The organism is Candidatus Dependentiae bacterium, from assembly GCA_013821315.1.
Taxonomy (GTDB): domain Bacteria; phylum Babelota; class Babeliae; order Babelales; family Babelaceae; genus JACDHA01.
Genome location: JACDHA010000009.1, coordinates 1 through 16,415, shown reverse-complemented (window position 1 = coordinate 16,415; position 16,415 = coordinate 1). Strand labels below are relative to the sequence as shown.

The following is a 16,415-nucleotide window of genomic DNA, read 5'->3' as shown; positions in this document are numbered from 1 at the left end:
GATTCTAACTAATTGACAAAAGGTCCTTTGCTACTGGCTAGCAAGTAAGCGGCATACTATCCTGTTGAAGTTCATATACACGTGAGACAAAAAAGCATAATGAATCTTCTTAAAAAGAGTAACTACTTTTAAGGAGATTCATTATGCTACTGGGACGTATCATTGGTAAAAGATATGATTACATAAGAAAAAAATATTTCTAGGATCAAAGCGCTAAAAAAGTGTTAACTTAACTGCCCATTCCATAAATTTGCATATACACCTTGTTTTTTTAAAAGTTCTTCATGATTACCTGATTGAATAATAGAACCTTTGTCTAAAACAAAGATAGTATCAGCATTACGCACTGTTGAAAGTCTGTGTGCTATTATAATAATTGTATGATTTGCCGAAAGTTGCACTATTGACCGTTGAATCATACTTTCGGTTTCATTATCGATAGCGGATGTTGCTTCATCAAAAATTATAATAGGGGCCTTTTTAATTATTGCCCGGGCAATTGAGATGCGTTGACGTTGGCCACCAGACAAATTCTTACCATGCTCCTGTATTTTTGTATCATATCCACGTGGTAGTGCCATTATAAAATCATGCGCTTGTGCCATTGTGGCTGCTTTTATAATGTCGTTACGTGATGCATGAAAAGTGCCATATGCTATATTCTCGGCTATGGTGCCTTCAACTAGGTAAACATCTTGGCTTACAAGTGCTAATGACTTACGTAAATCGGTAAGTTTTATATCTCTTATAGCGTGATTATCAATTGAAATTGAACCGCTACTGGCATCATAAAAACGTAATAATAGCTTAATAATCGTACTTTTGCCCGAACCAGTCTGGCCAACAAATGCAACGATCTTACGTGCAGGGACTTCGAAGTTCAATTTATTAAGAACTTTCAGGCCATTAGAATAAGAAAAAGAAACGTCTTTAAAATAGATTTGGCCTTTTATGCTCTGTATATCGCTTTTAGAATTACCATCAATAATTGCAGGCGAACTAGCAAGAATAGCGAGTATTCGTTTTGCGCATGCCATTGTTTTTTCATACATATCAGTGATTGTTGCCAGTGACGTAAATGGCCACAAAAAACGTTGCGTTAAAAACACTAAAGCGGCGTACCAGTTTATGGGTATTTTCCCTTGCAGAGCGTAAACACCTCCAACAACTAGAGACATAATAAACCCGACCATTATTGCCATGCGCACTATAGGAATATACTGTGCAGTTACACGGTTTGCATTATAGTTTGCCTTTTGATAAAGATTGCTCTGCTTTTGTAAACGCTCAAGTTCATACTTCTCAGTTGTATAAGATTTAATGGTAGCAATACCTTGTAATCGGGAAGCGATATGGCTTGTTAAATTACTGGAAGTTTGACGTACAGCTTCATATAAGTTTGCTAACTTATGTTGGAAGTAATAGGCGATACCAATAACAAAAGGCACGGGTAGCAGTGTCACTAGTGCTAACGTTGGCGATAGATAAAAAAAGAGTAATCCCATAACAATAATGTTAACAGTCAGTTGTATTATTTCATTGGGGCCCTGGCTTAAAAATCCCTCTAATTGGTTTATATCATCTTGAAGTGTATTTAGTAGACTACCAGTTGTCTTATTTTCAAAATATTCTAGATCTAAATTTTGAATTTTTTCGTAAGTCTTTAAACGAAGTGTATGCTGAATCTCTTGTGCCAAATTTCGCCAAGTAATGGAATAAGCATATTCAAAAATAGATTCTAAAATCCACAATAATGCAGTAAGAAAGCCAACTAAATACAATTGATGAAAGGGATTTGCAATGCCTAGCTTTGCTACAATTGAGTGTTGTTGATTGACAATTACGTCTATGGAAATACCAATCAGTATTTCAGGCACAATATCACAGATCTTGTTAAGCACTGAGCATAATGAGGCAAAAACTATGGCTTTTGTACTCGGTGCTGCATATTTTACTAACTTAATTAAAGCATTAGTAGCATTCATAGCTGTTCCTAAATAAGTTTATTTTCTTTAAATTTTTTAATTACATCTTCAATCATGCCATTAATGTGATAAGTCATTAAAGCTTGTGCGGTTTTGGTATCTCTCTTAAGAGTAGCTTCAGCTAGCTTTTTATGTTCTTTGTAATTTAAAGACAATGCACGTTTACTGATTTGATAAGACATGCGACAATAGCGATCAAATTTCATATAAAGAGTACGACGAATTTCAAGGAGCGTTGGAGAATTACACCCACGGATCAAAGCTACATGAAAATTATAATTCTGTTGGACCCACTCAGCGTAAGAATCAAAATAACTTTTGTTTTCGATTAATCCCAATTTATGAAGCTCGGCGACTATGGAAGCTTCCCAAGAAACATCACCTTTTTCTATTGCTTGCTCTAAAGCTAAATTTTCAATTTGGGTAAAGGTCCTATAAGTGTCCCTTATATCAGCTTCTGATATAGTCGCTACTCTAAAGCCTTTATTCTCTTCAATATCTACTAGTCCAACTGCCGTCAATCTAGATAAAGCTTCTCTTACAGGACTTTGGCCAATATTAAAGCGCTGTGCGATAGGAACCACTTTAAGCTTTTGACCAGGTGTTAAAATGCCTTCTATTATTTCGTTTTGAATGTGCTCATAACATTGCTGTGAAAGTGTGCTGTCGGAAACAAATTGTATCTTTTTCGCCATAATTAACTCCAAGTAAATTTTTAACTTATAGTATAATTATATCGACAATATTTTATTTTGTCGACAAAATAATAATTTAGACTATTCGTCCTCATCGCCTATGGCTAATTTGCTGTCCTTCGCTAACAGATACTAATATTTCATTTTAGGTAACTAGGCCTAAAGCATATATTGCTACAATTTTTTTAGGTTAAATTTTAAGTAAAAATTTGACTATTGATAATTTCATAGGTGTTGTTTTGGGAAAGAGATAAATTGCTTTTTACACTATGCTTGTGCAATTTTTACATAAATTGTAAAATATGTACAAAAGTATTAATAATATTTTTAAATAGGGGTTTTATATGATACATCGCGAGCTGTTATCAACGTTAAAGGAAATAGCTTTACAACTACCAGTTATAGCGCTTTTAGGCCCACGCCAATCAGGTAAGACTACTCTTTCAAAAATAGCATTTGATAAGCATGTGTATATATCCTTGGAAGATTTAGATGTACGTGCTCAAGTTATGGAAGATCCCCGTAGTTTTCTTGAGCGCTATCGTAATCCGCACGGTATTATTTTAGACGAAATTCAGAATGTCCCGAGTATTCTTTCTTATATTCAAACATATGTTGATAGTGAAAAAGTCTATGGCTATTTTATATTAACAGGATCGCAAAATTTTTTAGTTAATCAAGCAGTTACTCAAACTCTGGCAGGAAGAATTGCAATTCTAACACTTTTGCCTCTTTCTATTTCAGAGTTACAAGAAAACTCTCTTTTACCATTAACTGTAGAAGAGCTTGTCTATAGGGGTGCGTATCCTCGCCTCTATGATGAAAATATAAAGCCTTTTGTATGGTATCCTAGCTATACCCTTACCTATATAGAGCGGGATGTTCGGCAGGTAGCTCATGTTCAAGATTTAACTATTTTTCAACTTTTTTTAAAATTATGTGCAGGGCGGATAGGTCAACTGCTTAATCTATCATCGCTTGCAAATGATTGCGGTATACCTTTACGCACTGCTCAGCATTGGATTTCTTTATTACAATCAAGTTATATTGTTTTTTTGTTACAGCCACATTACAAAAATTTCAATAAAAGATTAGTGAAAACTCCAAAACTTTACTTTTATGACACAGGTCTTGCCTGTTCGTTATTGGGTATTGATTCTCCGGATCAAGTATATACTCATTATTTAAAAGGGAGTTTAGTAGAATGCCTTATTATTTCTGAGCTACAAAAGCAATATTACAATAGAGCCCGTTTGCCCAATCTTTACTTTTGGAGAGACAGCCATGGCCATGAAGTAGATTGTATTATTGAAAAAGGTATACAGCTTATTCCAGTTGAAATAAAGGCAGGTAAAACAGTATCTTCTGATTATTTTACGGCGTTACAGTATTGGTATAGATTAAGCGAAGCAGAACAACCGAATGGTTTTGTAGTGTATGGAGGATTAGAAAATCAAAAGAGAAACTATGCAACAGTACTTAGTTGGAAATCAGCTAATACTATTATTAGTAATTTATATGAATGATGTTGTATGTTATATGCAATAATCGTAGTTAATTACTAAAGAGCTTAAGAAAAGCTATATAAAGGGGTTTATGTACTTATCTAAACAAAAAAGTTTACGAGCTAGTATTATAATTAGCATTTTTATTAATCATCACTTTTGTTTAGCGCTTACACAAGAAGCAAGGTCTAAAGGTTTTGTGTATTTACATGAAATAGACCCATCTATTTATGTTTCTTTACGTTACGCAAGCAGCAATAACTTTATGGGCAGATCTATTGAAGGGTATAAAAAACCGATTGTTATACTTACACTATCAGCAGCTCAAGCATTAAAAAGAGTGCAAGCAGAGGTCAAGAAAAATGGCTATAGTGTAGTTGTCTACGATGCCTATCGACCACAACAAGCAGTTGACAGTTTTGTGCGTTGGTCTAAAGATACTCAAGATGATACCAAAAAAAGTGAGTATTATCCACGTGTAAAGAAAGCAGATATACTTAAACTTGGTTATGTTGCACAACGTTCAGGTCACAGTAGAGGTAGTACTGTTGATGTTACTCTTATCAAAACAGGTCAACATCTTCATGCTATTAAACCCACAAAACTTAAACTTTTAGATGGGTATACTATTACTTTTCTTGATGATGGTACTGTTGATATGGGTTCGTCTTTTGATTTGTTTGATGAGGCTTCTCATGGTGAAAGTACACTTGTAGAAGAAAAGTATAGAAAATCAAGAAGATATTTAAAAACTAGTATGGAAAAGCAGGGATTTAAAGGTTACGCCAAAGAATGGTGGCATTTTACTTTGAACAATGAGCCTTTTTCCGCTGGTAACAATACTAGTTATTTTAATTTTAGTGTAAAGTAATTGCTTTAATTTTGCTCGTAATTATAAAATTATCAAATAGAATCTACTCTTGTGGTGCTGGTGTTATTAAAAAACTAAAATATATTTATAATATACATATATAAAAAAAGACAAAAGTATATTTTTACTGTATACTTAGAATAATAATAACAAAAAGAAACATTAATTTTAGGAATTTATGTCAAAATACAGCAACGAAAAACGTCGATCAGAAAAAAAAGACAGCTTTATGCCTGCTACAGGTAAAAGCGGCACTAAGTCTTATGGTACACCAAGCGGCAAACCTAAAACAGGTAGCTCACAAGGCTTTAACCGTAATCCAAAACCTGCTCAGTCAAGAAAAGCAGTTAAAAGTTATAACCCTTTATTATTTATAAAAAAAGTTGAAGAGCAATCTGTAGCGGCAGTTTATACGCCAAAACATAACTTTGTAGATTTTTTAATTGATGATCAAATTAAAGCAAATATTAGTGCGCGTGGGTACGTTACTCCTACACCTATACAAGATCAAGCTATACCGTTATTGTTACAAGGCAAAGATGTTATTGCTACTGCAAATACCGGTACAGGTAAAACTGCAGCTTTCTTGATACCCTTAGTGCATAATGTGCTTACTAAAAAAATAAATAGAGTACTTATAGTTACTCCTACACGTGAACTAGCAGCTCAAATTCAGAGTGAACTTGATTTTTTTAAAGCTAAAACAGGATTAGGCTCAGTGCTTTGTATTGGTGGTTTAAGCTTAAAGTTGCAAATGCAGCAGCTTAAAAAAGAACCAGCATTTATTATAGGGACTCCGGGTAGATTACTTGATTTAGAACAAAATGCGAGTTTACACTTTCGTAAATATGACGCTATTGTGTTAGATGAAGTTGATACTATGCTTGATATGGGTTTTATTAATGATATTAAATATATTATTGGTAAACTACCAGAAAAAAGACATTCATTGTTTTTCTCTGCAACTATCTCTCCCGCTATTGCACAAGTAATGGACGGCTTTTTACATAACCCAGTTTCTATAAGTGTGAAAACCAGACAATCATCTGAAAATGTAAACCAAGATGTAGTAAAAGTAGCAGAAAAAAATAAAATTGAAGTATTGCATGATCTTCTTATTAAACCTGCTTTTACACGAGTAATTATATTTTCACGTACAAAAAGAGCAACTGATAAACTCGCAAAAGCATTAAAAGAGCGTGGATTTGAAGCTGCGGCTATTCATGGTGACAAAACGCAAACTCAAAGAAAAAAAGCTTTAGATATGTTTAAAGCTGATGCTGTTAAAATTTTGTTGGCAACTGATGTCGTTGCACGTGGTATAGATATTGATGATGTATCACATGTGATTAATTATGATTTACCGCAAACCTATGAAGATTATATTCACAGAATAGGCAGAACCGGACGAGCAAGCAAAATAGGTCAAGCGCTTACTTTTATTGAGTAATAGAAAGGATAATTATGGTAAAAAAATATGTATTTTTACTGCTCTTTGTATGCTTACAAAATGGCACTATATTCTCTGGCGGCTCATTGAGCAGTGGTAAACAAGAAAGCGTTTCAAAGCCAGTTAATGTAGAGAAAAAACATCTTTTTAGCCGTGGTAGCGGTTATTGGACAGATCCAGCAGATGAATCAACCACTGGTTGGTTTTCTCAGTTAACGAGTCCGGCTAGTCAACGTGAAAATTGGTATAAAGTAAGTCCCTACGTAGCAGAGTTTTGGTGTGCTATTTCTAATGTGGGCTTTCTATATGTAGGATATAAGCATCGGTCACCTGAATTGATGGCTGCCGGTTTAGCTTCTCTACTAAGTCATAGTATTCCAAAGCAATGGTTGTTATCTGTAGATAAAGCAGGTGTTCTATTCGTATTGTCAAAAGTGCTTAGAGAATATAAAGTCTTTAAAGATAATCCCAAGCTATTAGCTCCTGTTGGCTTAGCTGGTCTTATAAATCTGACTGATGCTTATCTTGCTCGTAATAAGGGATACACGTTGCCACATGTTGTATGGCACTTATCGGCTGCTTTACTGGCAGACGTGGTTTTGACGGCAGCAAAAAGATAGTATTGTCATTTTATGTGAGTGTAAAAACAAAAAGCCTAGAAATACTCTAGGCTTTTTTAATATATTATTCTATTTCATCCAGGTATGTGCCCACTGGTGAATACAAAACCGGTAAGGCGTACTTTTGCTATACCAAATTTTGTTTGCAGGCGTAAAACACTCAGATGGTAGTATTATACCGGTCTTTTTTAATAGTGCACGATGATTATAGCATACACGTGTAAGTAAAACGGGACCTGTTTTAATAACTGTTTTTAGTATTGGATGAGCATTTTTAGTGTCAATTTGGGGCTTTTTAATTTGCTCAATACATTCTTTTACTATAGGATGACCTGCTTTACAACCAATAATTGCATTAGCTACTGATAAACAAGTAAGGGTATTAGCTCTTAACGGTTCAAGGGCTACATAAAAGTCATAACGATCATTAAGAAAATCAAATGGCTTGAGAGACTCAACGTCCATATCTACGTAAACGCCACCTTCGCGCTCTAAAATTTCATAACGAGCTATGTCGCTTTTTTCTCCATAATTTTTTGCTTCATCATAAGCAGCCTGATTTAAAAGCTTAAAGTCTGCTATGTCTTTATCTGTCCATAATTTATAGTGCCATGTTGGATGCAGATCTTTAAGCTTTTGTTGCAGACGCTTAAACTTAGCAGGCACAGGACTGCCAAGCCATATTTGGTGAATTATTTTAGGTGTACTGTTTTTTTTCTCTTCACACGTGCGCTGACTGGTATAAATATCTTTAAAAGCGTCAAGTATAGTGTTTCCGGATTCTTTAAGTAAATAATGGGTTGTTGGAGAAGAAAGTGTTTTTTTATCTTGTATATAAGAGGCTGTATCAAAATCTGGCAGTACCAGTTTGCTTTTTTGTAGAGCATACAAGTAAGCACCTACACAGGTGAGCAATCCATAGACTATAACAAGCCTGATACGCATTTTTTTATCTCCTGGTACTAATCTTTTTATTATACTTCTAGGCTATTAAGTGCTTTTTTCATCCAGCTATGGTCCCAATGGTGAATGCAAAATCTGTAACTATCGTTTTTATTTACAGAATTAGAATTAGCCGGAGTAAAGCACTCAGAAGGAAGTATCATACCTTTGTTGAGTAACGAATTTCTATGCTGATAGGCTGCTCTTGTAAGTAATACAGGTCCTGTTTTTACCACAGTTTTTAAAATAGGGTGCCAGCCAGCAGTAGCTATGGGTGGGTTTTTGATCTGTTTAATACATTCTTTTAGTAGAGGATGACCTGGCCTGGAGCCTATAATTGCATTTGCTAAAGACAAGCAGGTCATGCTATTTTTTGGCAGCGGTTCAAGTGCAGCAAAAAAGTCATATCGTTCAGTAAGAAAATCAAAGGGCTGAAGACATTGAACGTCAGTATCAAAGTAAATACCACCTTCACGCTCTAAAATTTCGTAACGAGCTATATCGCTTTTTTCACCAAAATTGATTGCTTCATTATAAGCAGCTTGGTTAACAAGCTTAAATTCTGCTATATCAGCATCGCGCCATAATTTGTACTGCCAAGTTGGATGAAATTTTTTAAGAAGATCTTGAAAATGATGGTATTTAACCGGTAGTTCACTGCCAAGCCAAATTTGATGAATTATCTTTGGTATTTGATTGTTGCCGGCAGGTTTAGAGCGTGAACTTTTATAAATAGTTTTAAAAGTGTTGAGTACTTGAATACCCGATTGCTTAAGAAAGAAATGGGTTCTCTTAGAATGTAAGTCTGGGTAATGGGCAATAGCATTGGTGCTTACAAAATCTGGTAGTTCAATCGCTCTGCTATAAGGAACTATGCTGGTTATTGCCATAACTGCTATAAGTATTTTTTTAGCAACTCTTTGATTCATGATCTTTTATCTCCAAAGCTATACATTCACTACCCTTTTTACACTGTCCCTTTTAACTAGTTTACGCTAATTGAAATTTTTACAGCAAGAGTTTTTGTGTAATAAGTTGGTGTTGCAAATTTTCATTAAAAACTTGATTTTTACTCGCTCTTTAGTATAGACTGCTCATAGCTTTCCTCGGTAGCTCAGTTGGTAGAGCACACGACTGTTAATCGTTAGGTCACAGGTTCGAGTCCTGTCCGAGGAGCCACAAAAACTACTTGCTTGCAAAATTGTCATACGCCATAGAGTATGGTATACTAATACTAAAGCCATTATTATTGCAAGAAAGGTCATACTTATGAAAAAAGAAATACATCCAAATCTTAATGAAGTGTTAGCACACTGTGCTTGTGGTAACGAGTTTAAAACAACCTCTACCAGAAGAGAATTACGCGCAACTATTTGCTCTAATTGTCATCCGTTTTTTACTGGGTCACAAAAGCTTGTAGATACAGCAGGTCGTATTGAGAAGTTTGAAAAGAAGTATAAAAAAGGTAACAAGTAATTATATATGAACAGTTTTCATATTGCTTGGGATGAGTTACAACAACGGTATAATGAGCTCTCTGAGCAGCTTACTACATCCGTTCTTGATAACAATAAACGCCATGTAGTTCAAAAAGAGCTTTCATCACTTTCTACGTTACTTAATAAACACAAAGATATTGTGGGATTAACGTGCGAAATTACTCAAATAGAAGCTCTTATTACTGGTAATACCGATACAGAGATGGCAGCTCTTTATGATGAAGAGCTTGCAGCTCTGCGTTTAAAATTAGCAAAAGAATATGAATCTCTTGATAAGCTTATGTTCCCTGCCAATCCGCTGGATGATCGCTCGGTGTTTTTAGAAATACGTGCAGGTACTGGTGGTCAAGAGGCTTCTCTTTTTGCTGCAGATCTTTTACGTATGTATACTAACTATGCTCTTAAGCAAAACTGGCGTGTTGCTGTAACTCATTCAAGTACCACCGATTTAGGTGGGTACCGCGAAATTGTGTTACATATTGAAGGCAAAGAAGTATATGGCCATCTAAAGTTTGAGTCAGGCGTTCATAGAGTACAACGTGTTCCTCAAACTGAAACTGCAGGCCGTATTCATACTTCTACTGCTACAGTAGCAGTGCTGCCTGAAGCTGAAGAGGTAGACATAGCTATCAACCCAAGCGATTTACGTGTTGATGTATATCGTTCAAGTGGTGCTGGTGGTCAACATGTTAATACTACCGATTCGGCTGTTCGTATAACGCATATACCAACCGGAGTTGCTGTTGCGTGTCAGGAAGAACGTTCGCAGCATAAAAATAAAGCTAAAGCACTTAAAATGTTACAATCGCGTCTGCTTGCAGCACAGCATGAAAAACATGAAGCTGAACTTAGCCAAAAACGTAAAGAACTTGTCGGTAGTGGCATGCGTGCTGAAAAAGTGCGTACTTATAATTTTCCACAAAATCGCGTAACAGATCATCAAGTTGAAGTAACGCTCAAAAAGCTTGATATGGTTATGGGCGGCGATCTTGATGAAATTATTGATGCACTGCGTGTTCATGAGCATGAACAAAGGCGTAAAAATCCTCTTATCTTTAAACAATAGCTACACAAATATATATTTTATTTTTTTAAAGCACCTTGTGTGCTAAGGGCCACTTCTATGTCTATTGGCGTCTATTTACTTGAGCATAATCGCATTTATAATCTTTTGGGTATCTTCGTTATTTTAGCAATTGCTTTCTTGTTTTCTAACAATAGAAGACATATAAGTGTTAAATTAGTTGTTAGTGGTCTTTTATTGCATGGTTTACTTGCTTTAGCGGTGCTTAAAACTACTTTGGGAAAACAAGGTATTGAATATGTAGCAGGGCTCGTGGCTAAACTCTATGAGGCTGCTGATCAAGGTATAGAATTTGTTTTTGGTAAATTGAGTATTCCTACTGAAAGCTGGGGATTTATTTTTGCTATTAAAGTGCTCCCGGTAATAGTTTTTTTTGGTGCTTTAATGTCTTTGCTGTTTTACTTGGGTATAGTGCAATGGCTTGTTTCAGGCATTAGTTTTTTATTAAGACCATTGCTTGGTACTTCAGGAGCAGAAACCCTGTGTGCAGCAGCTAATAGTTTTTTAGGTCAAACAGAAGCGCCATTACTTGTGCGTGGTTACCTTAAAAATATGACTAAGTCAGAGTTTATGGTTGTTATGGTAAGTGGTATGGGTAGTATTAGTGGTGCTATACTTGCAGTATTTGCTCGTATGGGTGTTCCTGCGACTCATTTGCTTGCAGCAAGTGTAATGTCTATTCCAGCCACTATAGTGATCGCAAAAATTTTGTATCCAGAAACAGAAATACCTGAAACTGCTCATGGAGCTCAAGCAACATTTAAGAGTCCATCGACTAATGTGCTTGATGCTATTTCAACAGGAACTTCTGATGGGCTGCAATTAGCACTTAATGTAGGGGCAATGCTTATAGCTTTTATAGCTCTTATAGGTATGCTTAATGGTCTTTTGAGTTTTACTTGTTTTAAAATTAACGAGTTGTTTTCTCTTAACTTGCCTCTTATTACTCTAGACACGGTATTTTCTTGGGTTGGTCTACCCTTTGGGTGGTTGCTTGGTTTTACTGGTAAAGAAGCTATACAAGCAGGTGAACTTATAGGTACCAAAGTAGCGGTTAATGAGCTTGTTGCTTATAGTAAAATGGTCGCTATGAATTTGCCTGAACGGACTAAAGATATACTAACGTATGCTTTATGTGGTTTTTCTAATTTTTCATGTATTGGTATCCAAATTGGTGGTATAGGTGCGTTAGTGCCAGAAAAGCGCCAATGGCTTAGCGAGCTTGGACTACGTGCTGTGTTGGGTGGTGCACTGGCTAATTTGCTTTCAGCGATGGTAGCCAGTCTCGTATTGTAATTAAAATATGCTTTTTACAATTAAAAAAGTCGATTGCGCTTTAGCTTAATACCAAGCGCAATCGACTTTTTGTGTTTACTAATTATTAATTATAAGTAAGTGGTCTTGATTTGTTGCTCCACCAGCTGCCTTCCCACCAATGAATAGCAAGAGATTCGCGCTTAAGCGTTGCCTGTTTGATTTGGTTAGCAGATAAATGCTTATGGCTTTGTGAATAAGAAAAGCCTAAAGGGTATAAAAAGGTAGGCGGAAAGAGCATTATGTGTTTGTGATTTCTAGGAGCATGCTTAAGAAATACTTGCGTGAAAAAGCCAGGGCCTGTTTGTTGTACTACATCATGTACACGGGCAAAATTGGCAGGCAAATCATCAATATAACCTTTTACTATGGGATTGCCTGGTGCTGAGGCTATCAATGCATTTTCAAGAAGTATACCTGAGTCTATAGGATGCATACCCGTATAAAAATCGTAATAGTGGTTAAGTTCACCAAATATTTGAGGCTTCAAGCATTCAAAATCGGTGTCCACATAGACGCCACCATAGGTATACAGTATCTCCATACGTGCAATATCTGATTTAGCTCCAAAATTTGTTGATCTCTCATACAGTGCTCTGTTTTTTAAAGGTAGCTTTGCTATATCAGCATCAGTCCACAAGATATATTTCCATTCAGGACCCATGTTTTGCCACGTTTTTTGCCAATGGCGGTATTTTTCTGGAAAGGGACTGCCAAGCCAAATTTGATGTATTATTTTGGGTATGCGTGGTGTTGCTTGTCTTGGTATTTTGAGAACATTATTTTTAGTGTAGATATATTTTGAAAATTTAAATAAAAATTTCATATTGCCGCTTGAAATGCCAAGGCGTGCAAGACTGTCGTATCTGCCTTTATTAATCTTATCAAGTACATTAAAATAGTAGTTTCTATAAAATGGATCGTTGCGTCCAAACGAAGTATCAAAGTCAACATTTAAAAAAGATACATTTTGGTAACTTTGCACATAAGCTGCCTCAGTTGCTAGTAAGCAAAGTATAAAAGTAGCAATAGATGCCTTTAACCGAGAAATATTTTTCGTATTCACACTCAGCCCTTTTTTAATGAGTTGTTTGGTTGTCGTATAGTTTACGATACTAACCTTTCTTAAAAAGTACTTTAAAAAATAATGAAAAAGCAATATTTAATTGATTGCCAGATAGACTTAAGTAATGGTACAGTAGTATATAAGAGATTATCTTAAACCTACTTATTTTAAAAAGCACAGTAACGGGAGTAGTATGTCACTTATAGGAAAAGAAGCACCCCAATTTTCATGCGACGCTTTGGTTAAGGGTCATATAAGAACCGTAAGCTTAAAAGATTTTGCTGAAAAATATAAAATTTTGTTTTTCTATCCGCTTGATTTTAGTTTTGTATGCCCTACAGAATTACATTCTTTTCAAGATATCTATCAAGCAGTTCAAGAGCGTAATGGTGAAATACTGGGCATTTCGGTTGATTCTGTGTATAGCCATCAAGCATGGCTTGACAAGCCTAAGGCAGAAGGGGGTATTCAAGGTATTACCTATCCATTGCTTTCAGATATGACTAAATCTCTCTCTCGTCAGTACGGTATACTCAATGAAGATAAGGGTATATCTTATCGTGGTGTTTTTTTACTTGATAAAAATAATATAGTACAAGTTGTGCAGGTTAATAACCTTAATTTGGGTCGTAATATACAAGAGATATTGCGGTTACTTGATGCTTTGATTTTTACCGAGCAGCATGGCGAAGTATGTCCAGCTAATTGGCTGGCAGGTGAAGAGGGACTTAAGCAAACTCAAGAGTCAGTTATTGATTACTTTGCGCATAAACCCCAAGTTTAAAAAAACAAGATTAGATAGGTATGTCAGCAGGGATTATTATCCCTGCTCAATAACTTTTACCGTGCTTCCTTGAGAGCTTTTGTGTACTAAAAAGTGTACAGGAAACTGGTCTTTTAAAGCAGGTAAATGGGACACGATAATAATTTTTGCAAAGTCTTCTTGGATTTTATAAAGAGATTCCATTATGTGTGCTAAGCCTTCGTCATCTTGTGATCCAAAGCCTTCATCTATAATAAGTGTTTGTAGTGCGGTACCTGCACGTCGCGCAAGTAATTTTGATATAGCTATACGTAATGCAAAATCTATTCTGAATGCTTCGCCGCCCGAAAAAAGTTCATAAGGCCTTACGCCCACTGTATCAGATATTTTTATATCAAGCGTTTCTTTAGTACCGCCGCTACGCAAATCGCGTAGTGACTCAATAGAAAGCTGCGCTTGATTATCTGTTAGGCGAGAAAGCAAGATATTTGCTTCATGTTCAATTTCAGGAATAGCATCTTCTATAAGTAACGCTTGAATGCCATCTTTGCTTAAAGCTTGTGCTATAGCATGATACTCTTCTGATGTTTTTTCAAGTTCTTTTATAGTAGTTTGGTAGTTTTTATACTCACTAGCTCGTTGTTCAAAAAACTTTTGTTGCTGCTCAAGTGCGCCTTTATGATGCATGAGCTGCTCTTTTTGGTGTGCTATCTTAAGAAGTATTGTATGCAGATCAGTTTCTTTTTGAGCAAGAAGATAATCGTCTTCTAAAAGCGAGTTGCATAAAGCTAACTCAAGTGCTATCTCTTGAGATTTATGCTTAAGCAGTTTAATGCTTTTAACGGTGCTGGAAATAGTATATTTACGCTGGTCTTTAAGAATAGTTTCTTTGGTTGTTTGAGCGTGATCTTGTTGTAAAGCTACAATATGTTGTAGTCGTGTATTTAAAGCAGTTTCGTGCACTGTATCATGAGAAAGAGCATCAAGCTTTTTAGAAAGTTCATCTAATTGGCTTATTATTGCTGTATAAACACTATCTTGAACTTTATAAGTTTGAGCTTGTTTTTCAAAAGCAGCTTGTTCTTGTTGCTTGTTTTTTAGCTGTTCGAGTGAAAGAGCAAGCTCTTTGTTAAGTTCAAAAACTAGTTTTTGTTTTTGAAGTAAGCTTTCTTGTATTTTAACTTTGTTTTTTGTTGCATCTTCAAGTTGTACTTGTCTTATAGCAGCTTCTTGAGCATCTGCTCTTTGTTTTTCAAGTGTAGTATGCTGTGCAACAATAACTTCTTTAAGATTTTTTATAATCTTAGTCAATCGCGCAAGTTGCCACGTATATCTTTGCTCTGTCTTCTCTAATGCGGAAGAAAGCACATGCTTTTTTTCTTGTGAAAGATCTTGTTCGCATAGTGGGCATAGAGGATTATTGGCATTATGGCTAAGCTCTTTTTTATGCTTTATGCTTGCAAGTTCAGATTTAAGTAGATTCCCCTGAGCAATAAACTTATGATATGCTGCTTTGCGCTTATCAAACTGATTTTCTAGCTGTGTAAAAGCTGCACTAGATACCGTTAGTTTACTTGTGTTTTCTAGGCTTTTAGAATGTTCTTCTAGTTTAATAAGTTCTCTAGTGTCACGTTGACATTGCTCAGCAAGCTCTTTTATTTTATATTCTTGTTCTTTATTAAAGAGTATGCAGTATTGCTGTGTCGTTTTAAATTGTTCAAGTACTGTGGCATGCTGCACTTCAATCATATGCTCGTAGCTTGTCAGTTCTTGCTTTTTATGCAAATAAGCTTCTTTGAGAGTAATGCGCTCTTGTCCCTTAAGTTGTATCTGTTGTAACTCTTGGTTTATATGGAGTCGTTCTTCCTCAAGCTTTTGATAATTTACTGTTGCTCGTTGTTTTTTTAGTGTAGACCGTGCACAAGCTATTTCAGTCAGTAGGGTGCTCGTATACTCTTTTATACTGCGTGCTATCTCTTGCTGTTGTACGTTAAGAGTATCTCTTTTAATTTTTGCAGGAGCAAGTGCCTGTTGTTGATTTACCGTGTCTTGTAGTGCTCGCTTAAAAGTAAGCTCTTGTGTTTGTAAATCAGTAAGGGCATTGGTTGCTTCTTGTAGTTTAAGTTCAAGCGACTGATTTTGCTCTATTTCTTGTGCTAATCGTTGACATAAGGTGCTTAAATACTCTTTTTGTTGAGCCGACTGACGTGATCTATCGGATGCCTTTTTGCGCAGTAGTTCAAATTGGCCTAATCCAAGTATAGTTGCTAAAATTTCTTTGCGATCTTTAGGTGATTTTTTAGAAAATTCGTTTGATTGACCTTGTCTTATAAAAGCAGAGTTTACAAATGAATCAAAATCAAGGCCTATCGTGGCTTCAAGTTTTTCTTGGGTAGCTCGTATGGTTTTATCAGTCAGTGGCTTAAAAGCGCCGGTAGTTTGATCTACTATGCCAAAATCAAGTGAAGTGTAGGCTTTAGTTGAGTGAGTATATTCTCTGCGGACGCGGTAAAATTCTTTGTTACAAGAAAAGTCTAAGCTTACCATCATACTTGTTTGTCCAAGACGTAAAAGGCCTTCATCAGCTTTAGCTGTGCCTGCTACTTTACGTGCTTGTCCCC

The 16,415-nt window shown here is 35.8% G+C and carries 14 protein-coding genes and 1 tRNA gene; 9 read left to right on the top strand and 6 right to left on the bottom strand.

The features are described from left to right. Positions 1 to 224: 224 nt before the first annotated feature. On the bottom strand, positions 225 to 1,985 hold the full coding sequence (locus H0X48_03060; protein ID MBA3954271.1) for an ABC transporter ATP-binding protein: 1,761 nt from the start codon (positions 1,983 to 1,985) through the stop codon (positions 225 to 227). An 8-nt stretch (positions 1,986 to 1,993) separates the two neighbouring features. Next, the gene (locus tag H0X48_03055; GenBank protein ID MBA3954270.1) at positions 1,994 to 2,680 is read right to left on the bottom strand and encodes an FCD domain-containing protein; all 687 of its coding nucleotides are present in this window, start codon (positions 2,678 to 2,680) and stop codon (positions 1,994 to 1,996) included. 344 nt (positions 2,681 to 3,024) lie between these two features. On the opposite strand from H0X48_03055, the gene H0X48_03050 reads away from it, so the two are divergent. The 4 genes from H0X48_03050 to H0X48_03035 all read left to right on the top strand — a co-directional run bounded on the left by H0X48_03050 (position 3,025) and on the right by H0X48_03035 (position 7,126). Then, the gene (locus H0X48_03050; protein MBA3954269.1) at positions 3,025 to 4,206 is read left to right on the top strand and encodes an ATP-binding protein; all 1,182 of its coding nucleotides are present in this window, start codon (positions 3,025 to 3,027) and stop codon (positions 4,204 to 4,206) included. A gap of 70 nt (positions 4,207 to 4,276) precedes the next feature. After that, entirely contained in the window at positions 4,277 to 5,056 is a 780-nt protein-coding gene (locus tag H0X48_03045; GenBank protein ID MBA3954268.1) for a M15 family metallopeptidase, read from the top strand. Positions 5,057 to 5,234: 178 nt separating this feature from the next. Then, a complete protein-coding gene (locus H0X48_03040; protein MBA3954267.1) occupies positions 5,235 to 6,506 on the top strand; it encodes a DEAD/DEAH box helicase in 1,272 nt (423 codons plus the stop codon). Between the two features lie 14 nt (positions 6,507 to 6,520). Beyond that, positions 6,521 to 7,126, top strand: coding sequence for a hypothetical protein (locus H0X48_03035; protein ID MBA3954266.1), 606 nt, complete (start codon positions 6,521 to 6,523; stop codon positions 7,124 to 7,126). Positions 7,127 to 7,195: 69 nt separating this feature from the next. Here the strand turns inward: H0X48_03035 and H0X48_03030 are convergent, their stop codons facing one another. Continuing rightward, a complete protein-coding gene (locus H0X48_03030) occupies positions 7,196 to 8,071 on the bottom strand; it encodes a hypothetical protein (GenBank protein ID MBA3954265.1) in 876 nt (291 codons plus the stop codon). A 29-nt stretch (positions 8,072 to 8,100) separates the two neighbouring features. Beyond that, positions 8,101 to 8,997: a hypothetical protein gene (locus H0X48_03025; protein ID MBA3954264.1), complete on the bottom strand. Its 897-nt coding sequence runs from the start codon at positions 8,995 to 8,997 to the stop codon at positions 8,101 to 8,103. A 174-nt stretch (positions 8,998 to 9,171) separates the two neighbouring features. On the opposite strand from H0X48_03025, the gene H0X48_03020 reads away from it, so the two are divergent. The 4 genes from H0X48_03020 to H0X48_03005 all read left to right on the top strand — a co-directional run bounded on the left by H0X48_03020 (position 9,172) and on the right by H0X48_03005 (position 11,947). Next, positions 9,172 to 9,247, top strand: a tRNA-Asn gene (locus tag H0X48_03020). A gap of 90 nt (positions 9,248 to 9,337) precedes the next feature. Continuing rightward, on the top strand, positions 9,338 to 9,544 hold the full coding sequence (gene rpmE / locus H0X48_03015; protein MBA3954263.1) for a 50S ribosomal protein L31: 207 nt from the start codon (positions 9,338 to 9,340) through the stop codon (positions 9,542 to 9,544). A gap of 6 nt (positions 9,545 to 9,550) precedes the next feature. Continuing rightward, positions 9,551 to 10,633, top strand: a complete 1,083-nt coding sequence (prfA, locus tag H0X48_03010; protein MBA3954262.1) for a peptide chain release factor 1 — start codon at positions 9,551 to 9,553, stop codon at positions 10,631 to 10,633. 57 nt (positions 10,634 to 10,690) lie between these two features. Beyond that, complete coding sequence (locus tag H0X48_03005; GenBank protein ID MBA3954261.1) at positions 10,691 to 11,947, top strand: NupC/NupG family nucleoside CNT transporter; 1,257 nt, start codon at positions 10,691 to 10,693, stop codon at positions 11,945 to 11,947. 85 nt (positions 11,948 to 12,032) lie between these two features. On the opposite strand, the gene H0X48_03000 is transcribed toward H0X48_03005, so the two are convergent. Then, positions 12,033 to 13,031: a hypothetical protein gene (locus H0X48_03000; protein ID MBA3954260.1), complete on the bottom strand. Its 999-nt coding sequence runs from the start codon at positions 13,029 to 13,031 to the stop codon at positions 12,033 to 12,035. A 193-nt stretch (positions 13,032 to 13,224) separates the two neighbouring features. On the opposite strand from H0X48_03000, the gene H0X48_02995 reads away from it, so the two are divergent. Then, positions 13,225 to 13,815, top strand: a complete 591-nt coding sequence (locus tag H0X48_02995; GenBank protein ID MBA3954259.1) for a peroxiredoxin — start codon at positions 13,225 to 13,227, stop codon at positions 13,813 to 13,815. 36 nt (positions 13,816 to 13,851) lie between these two features. Here the strand turns inward: H0X48_02995 and H0X48_02990 are convergent. Beyond that, positions 13,852 to 16,415 (bottom strand): SMC family ATPase (locus tag H0X48_02990; GenBank protein ID MBA3954258.1); only part of this gene is annotated, 2,564 nt, incomplete at its 5' end.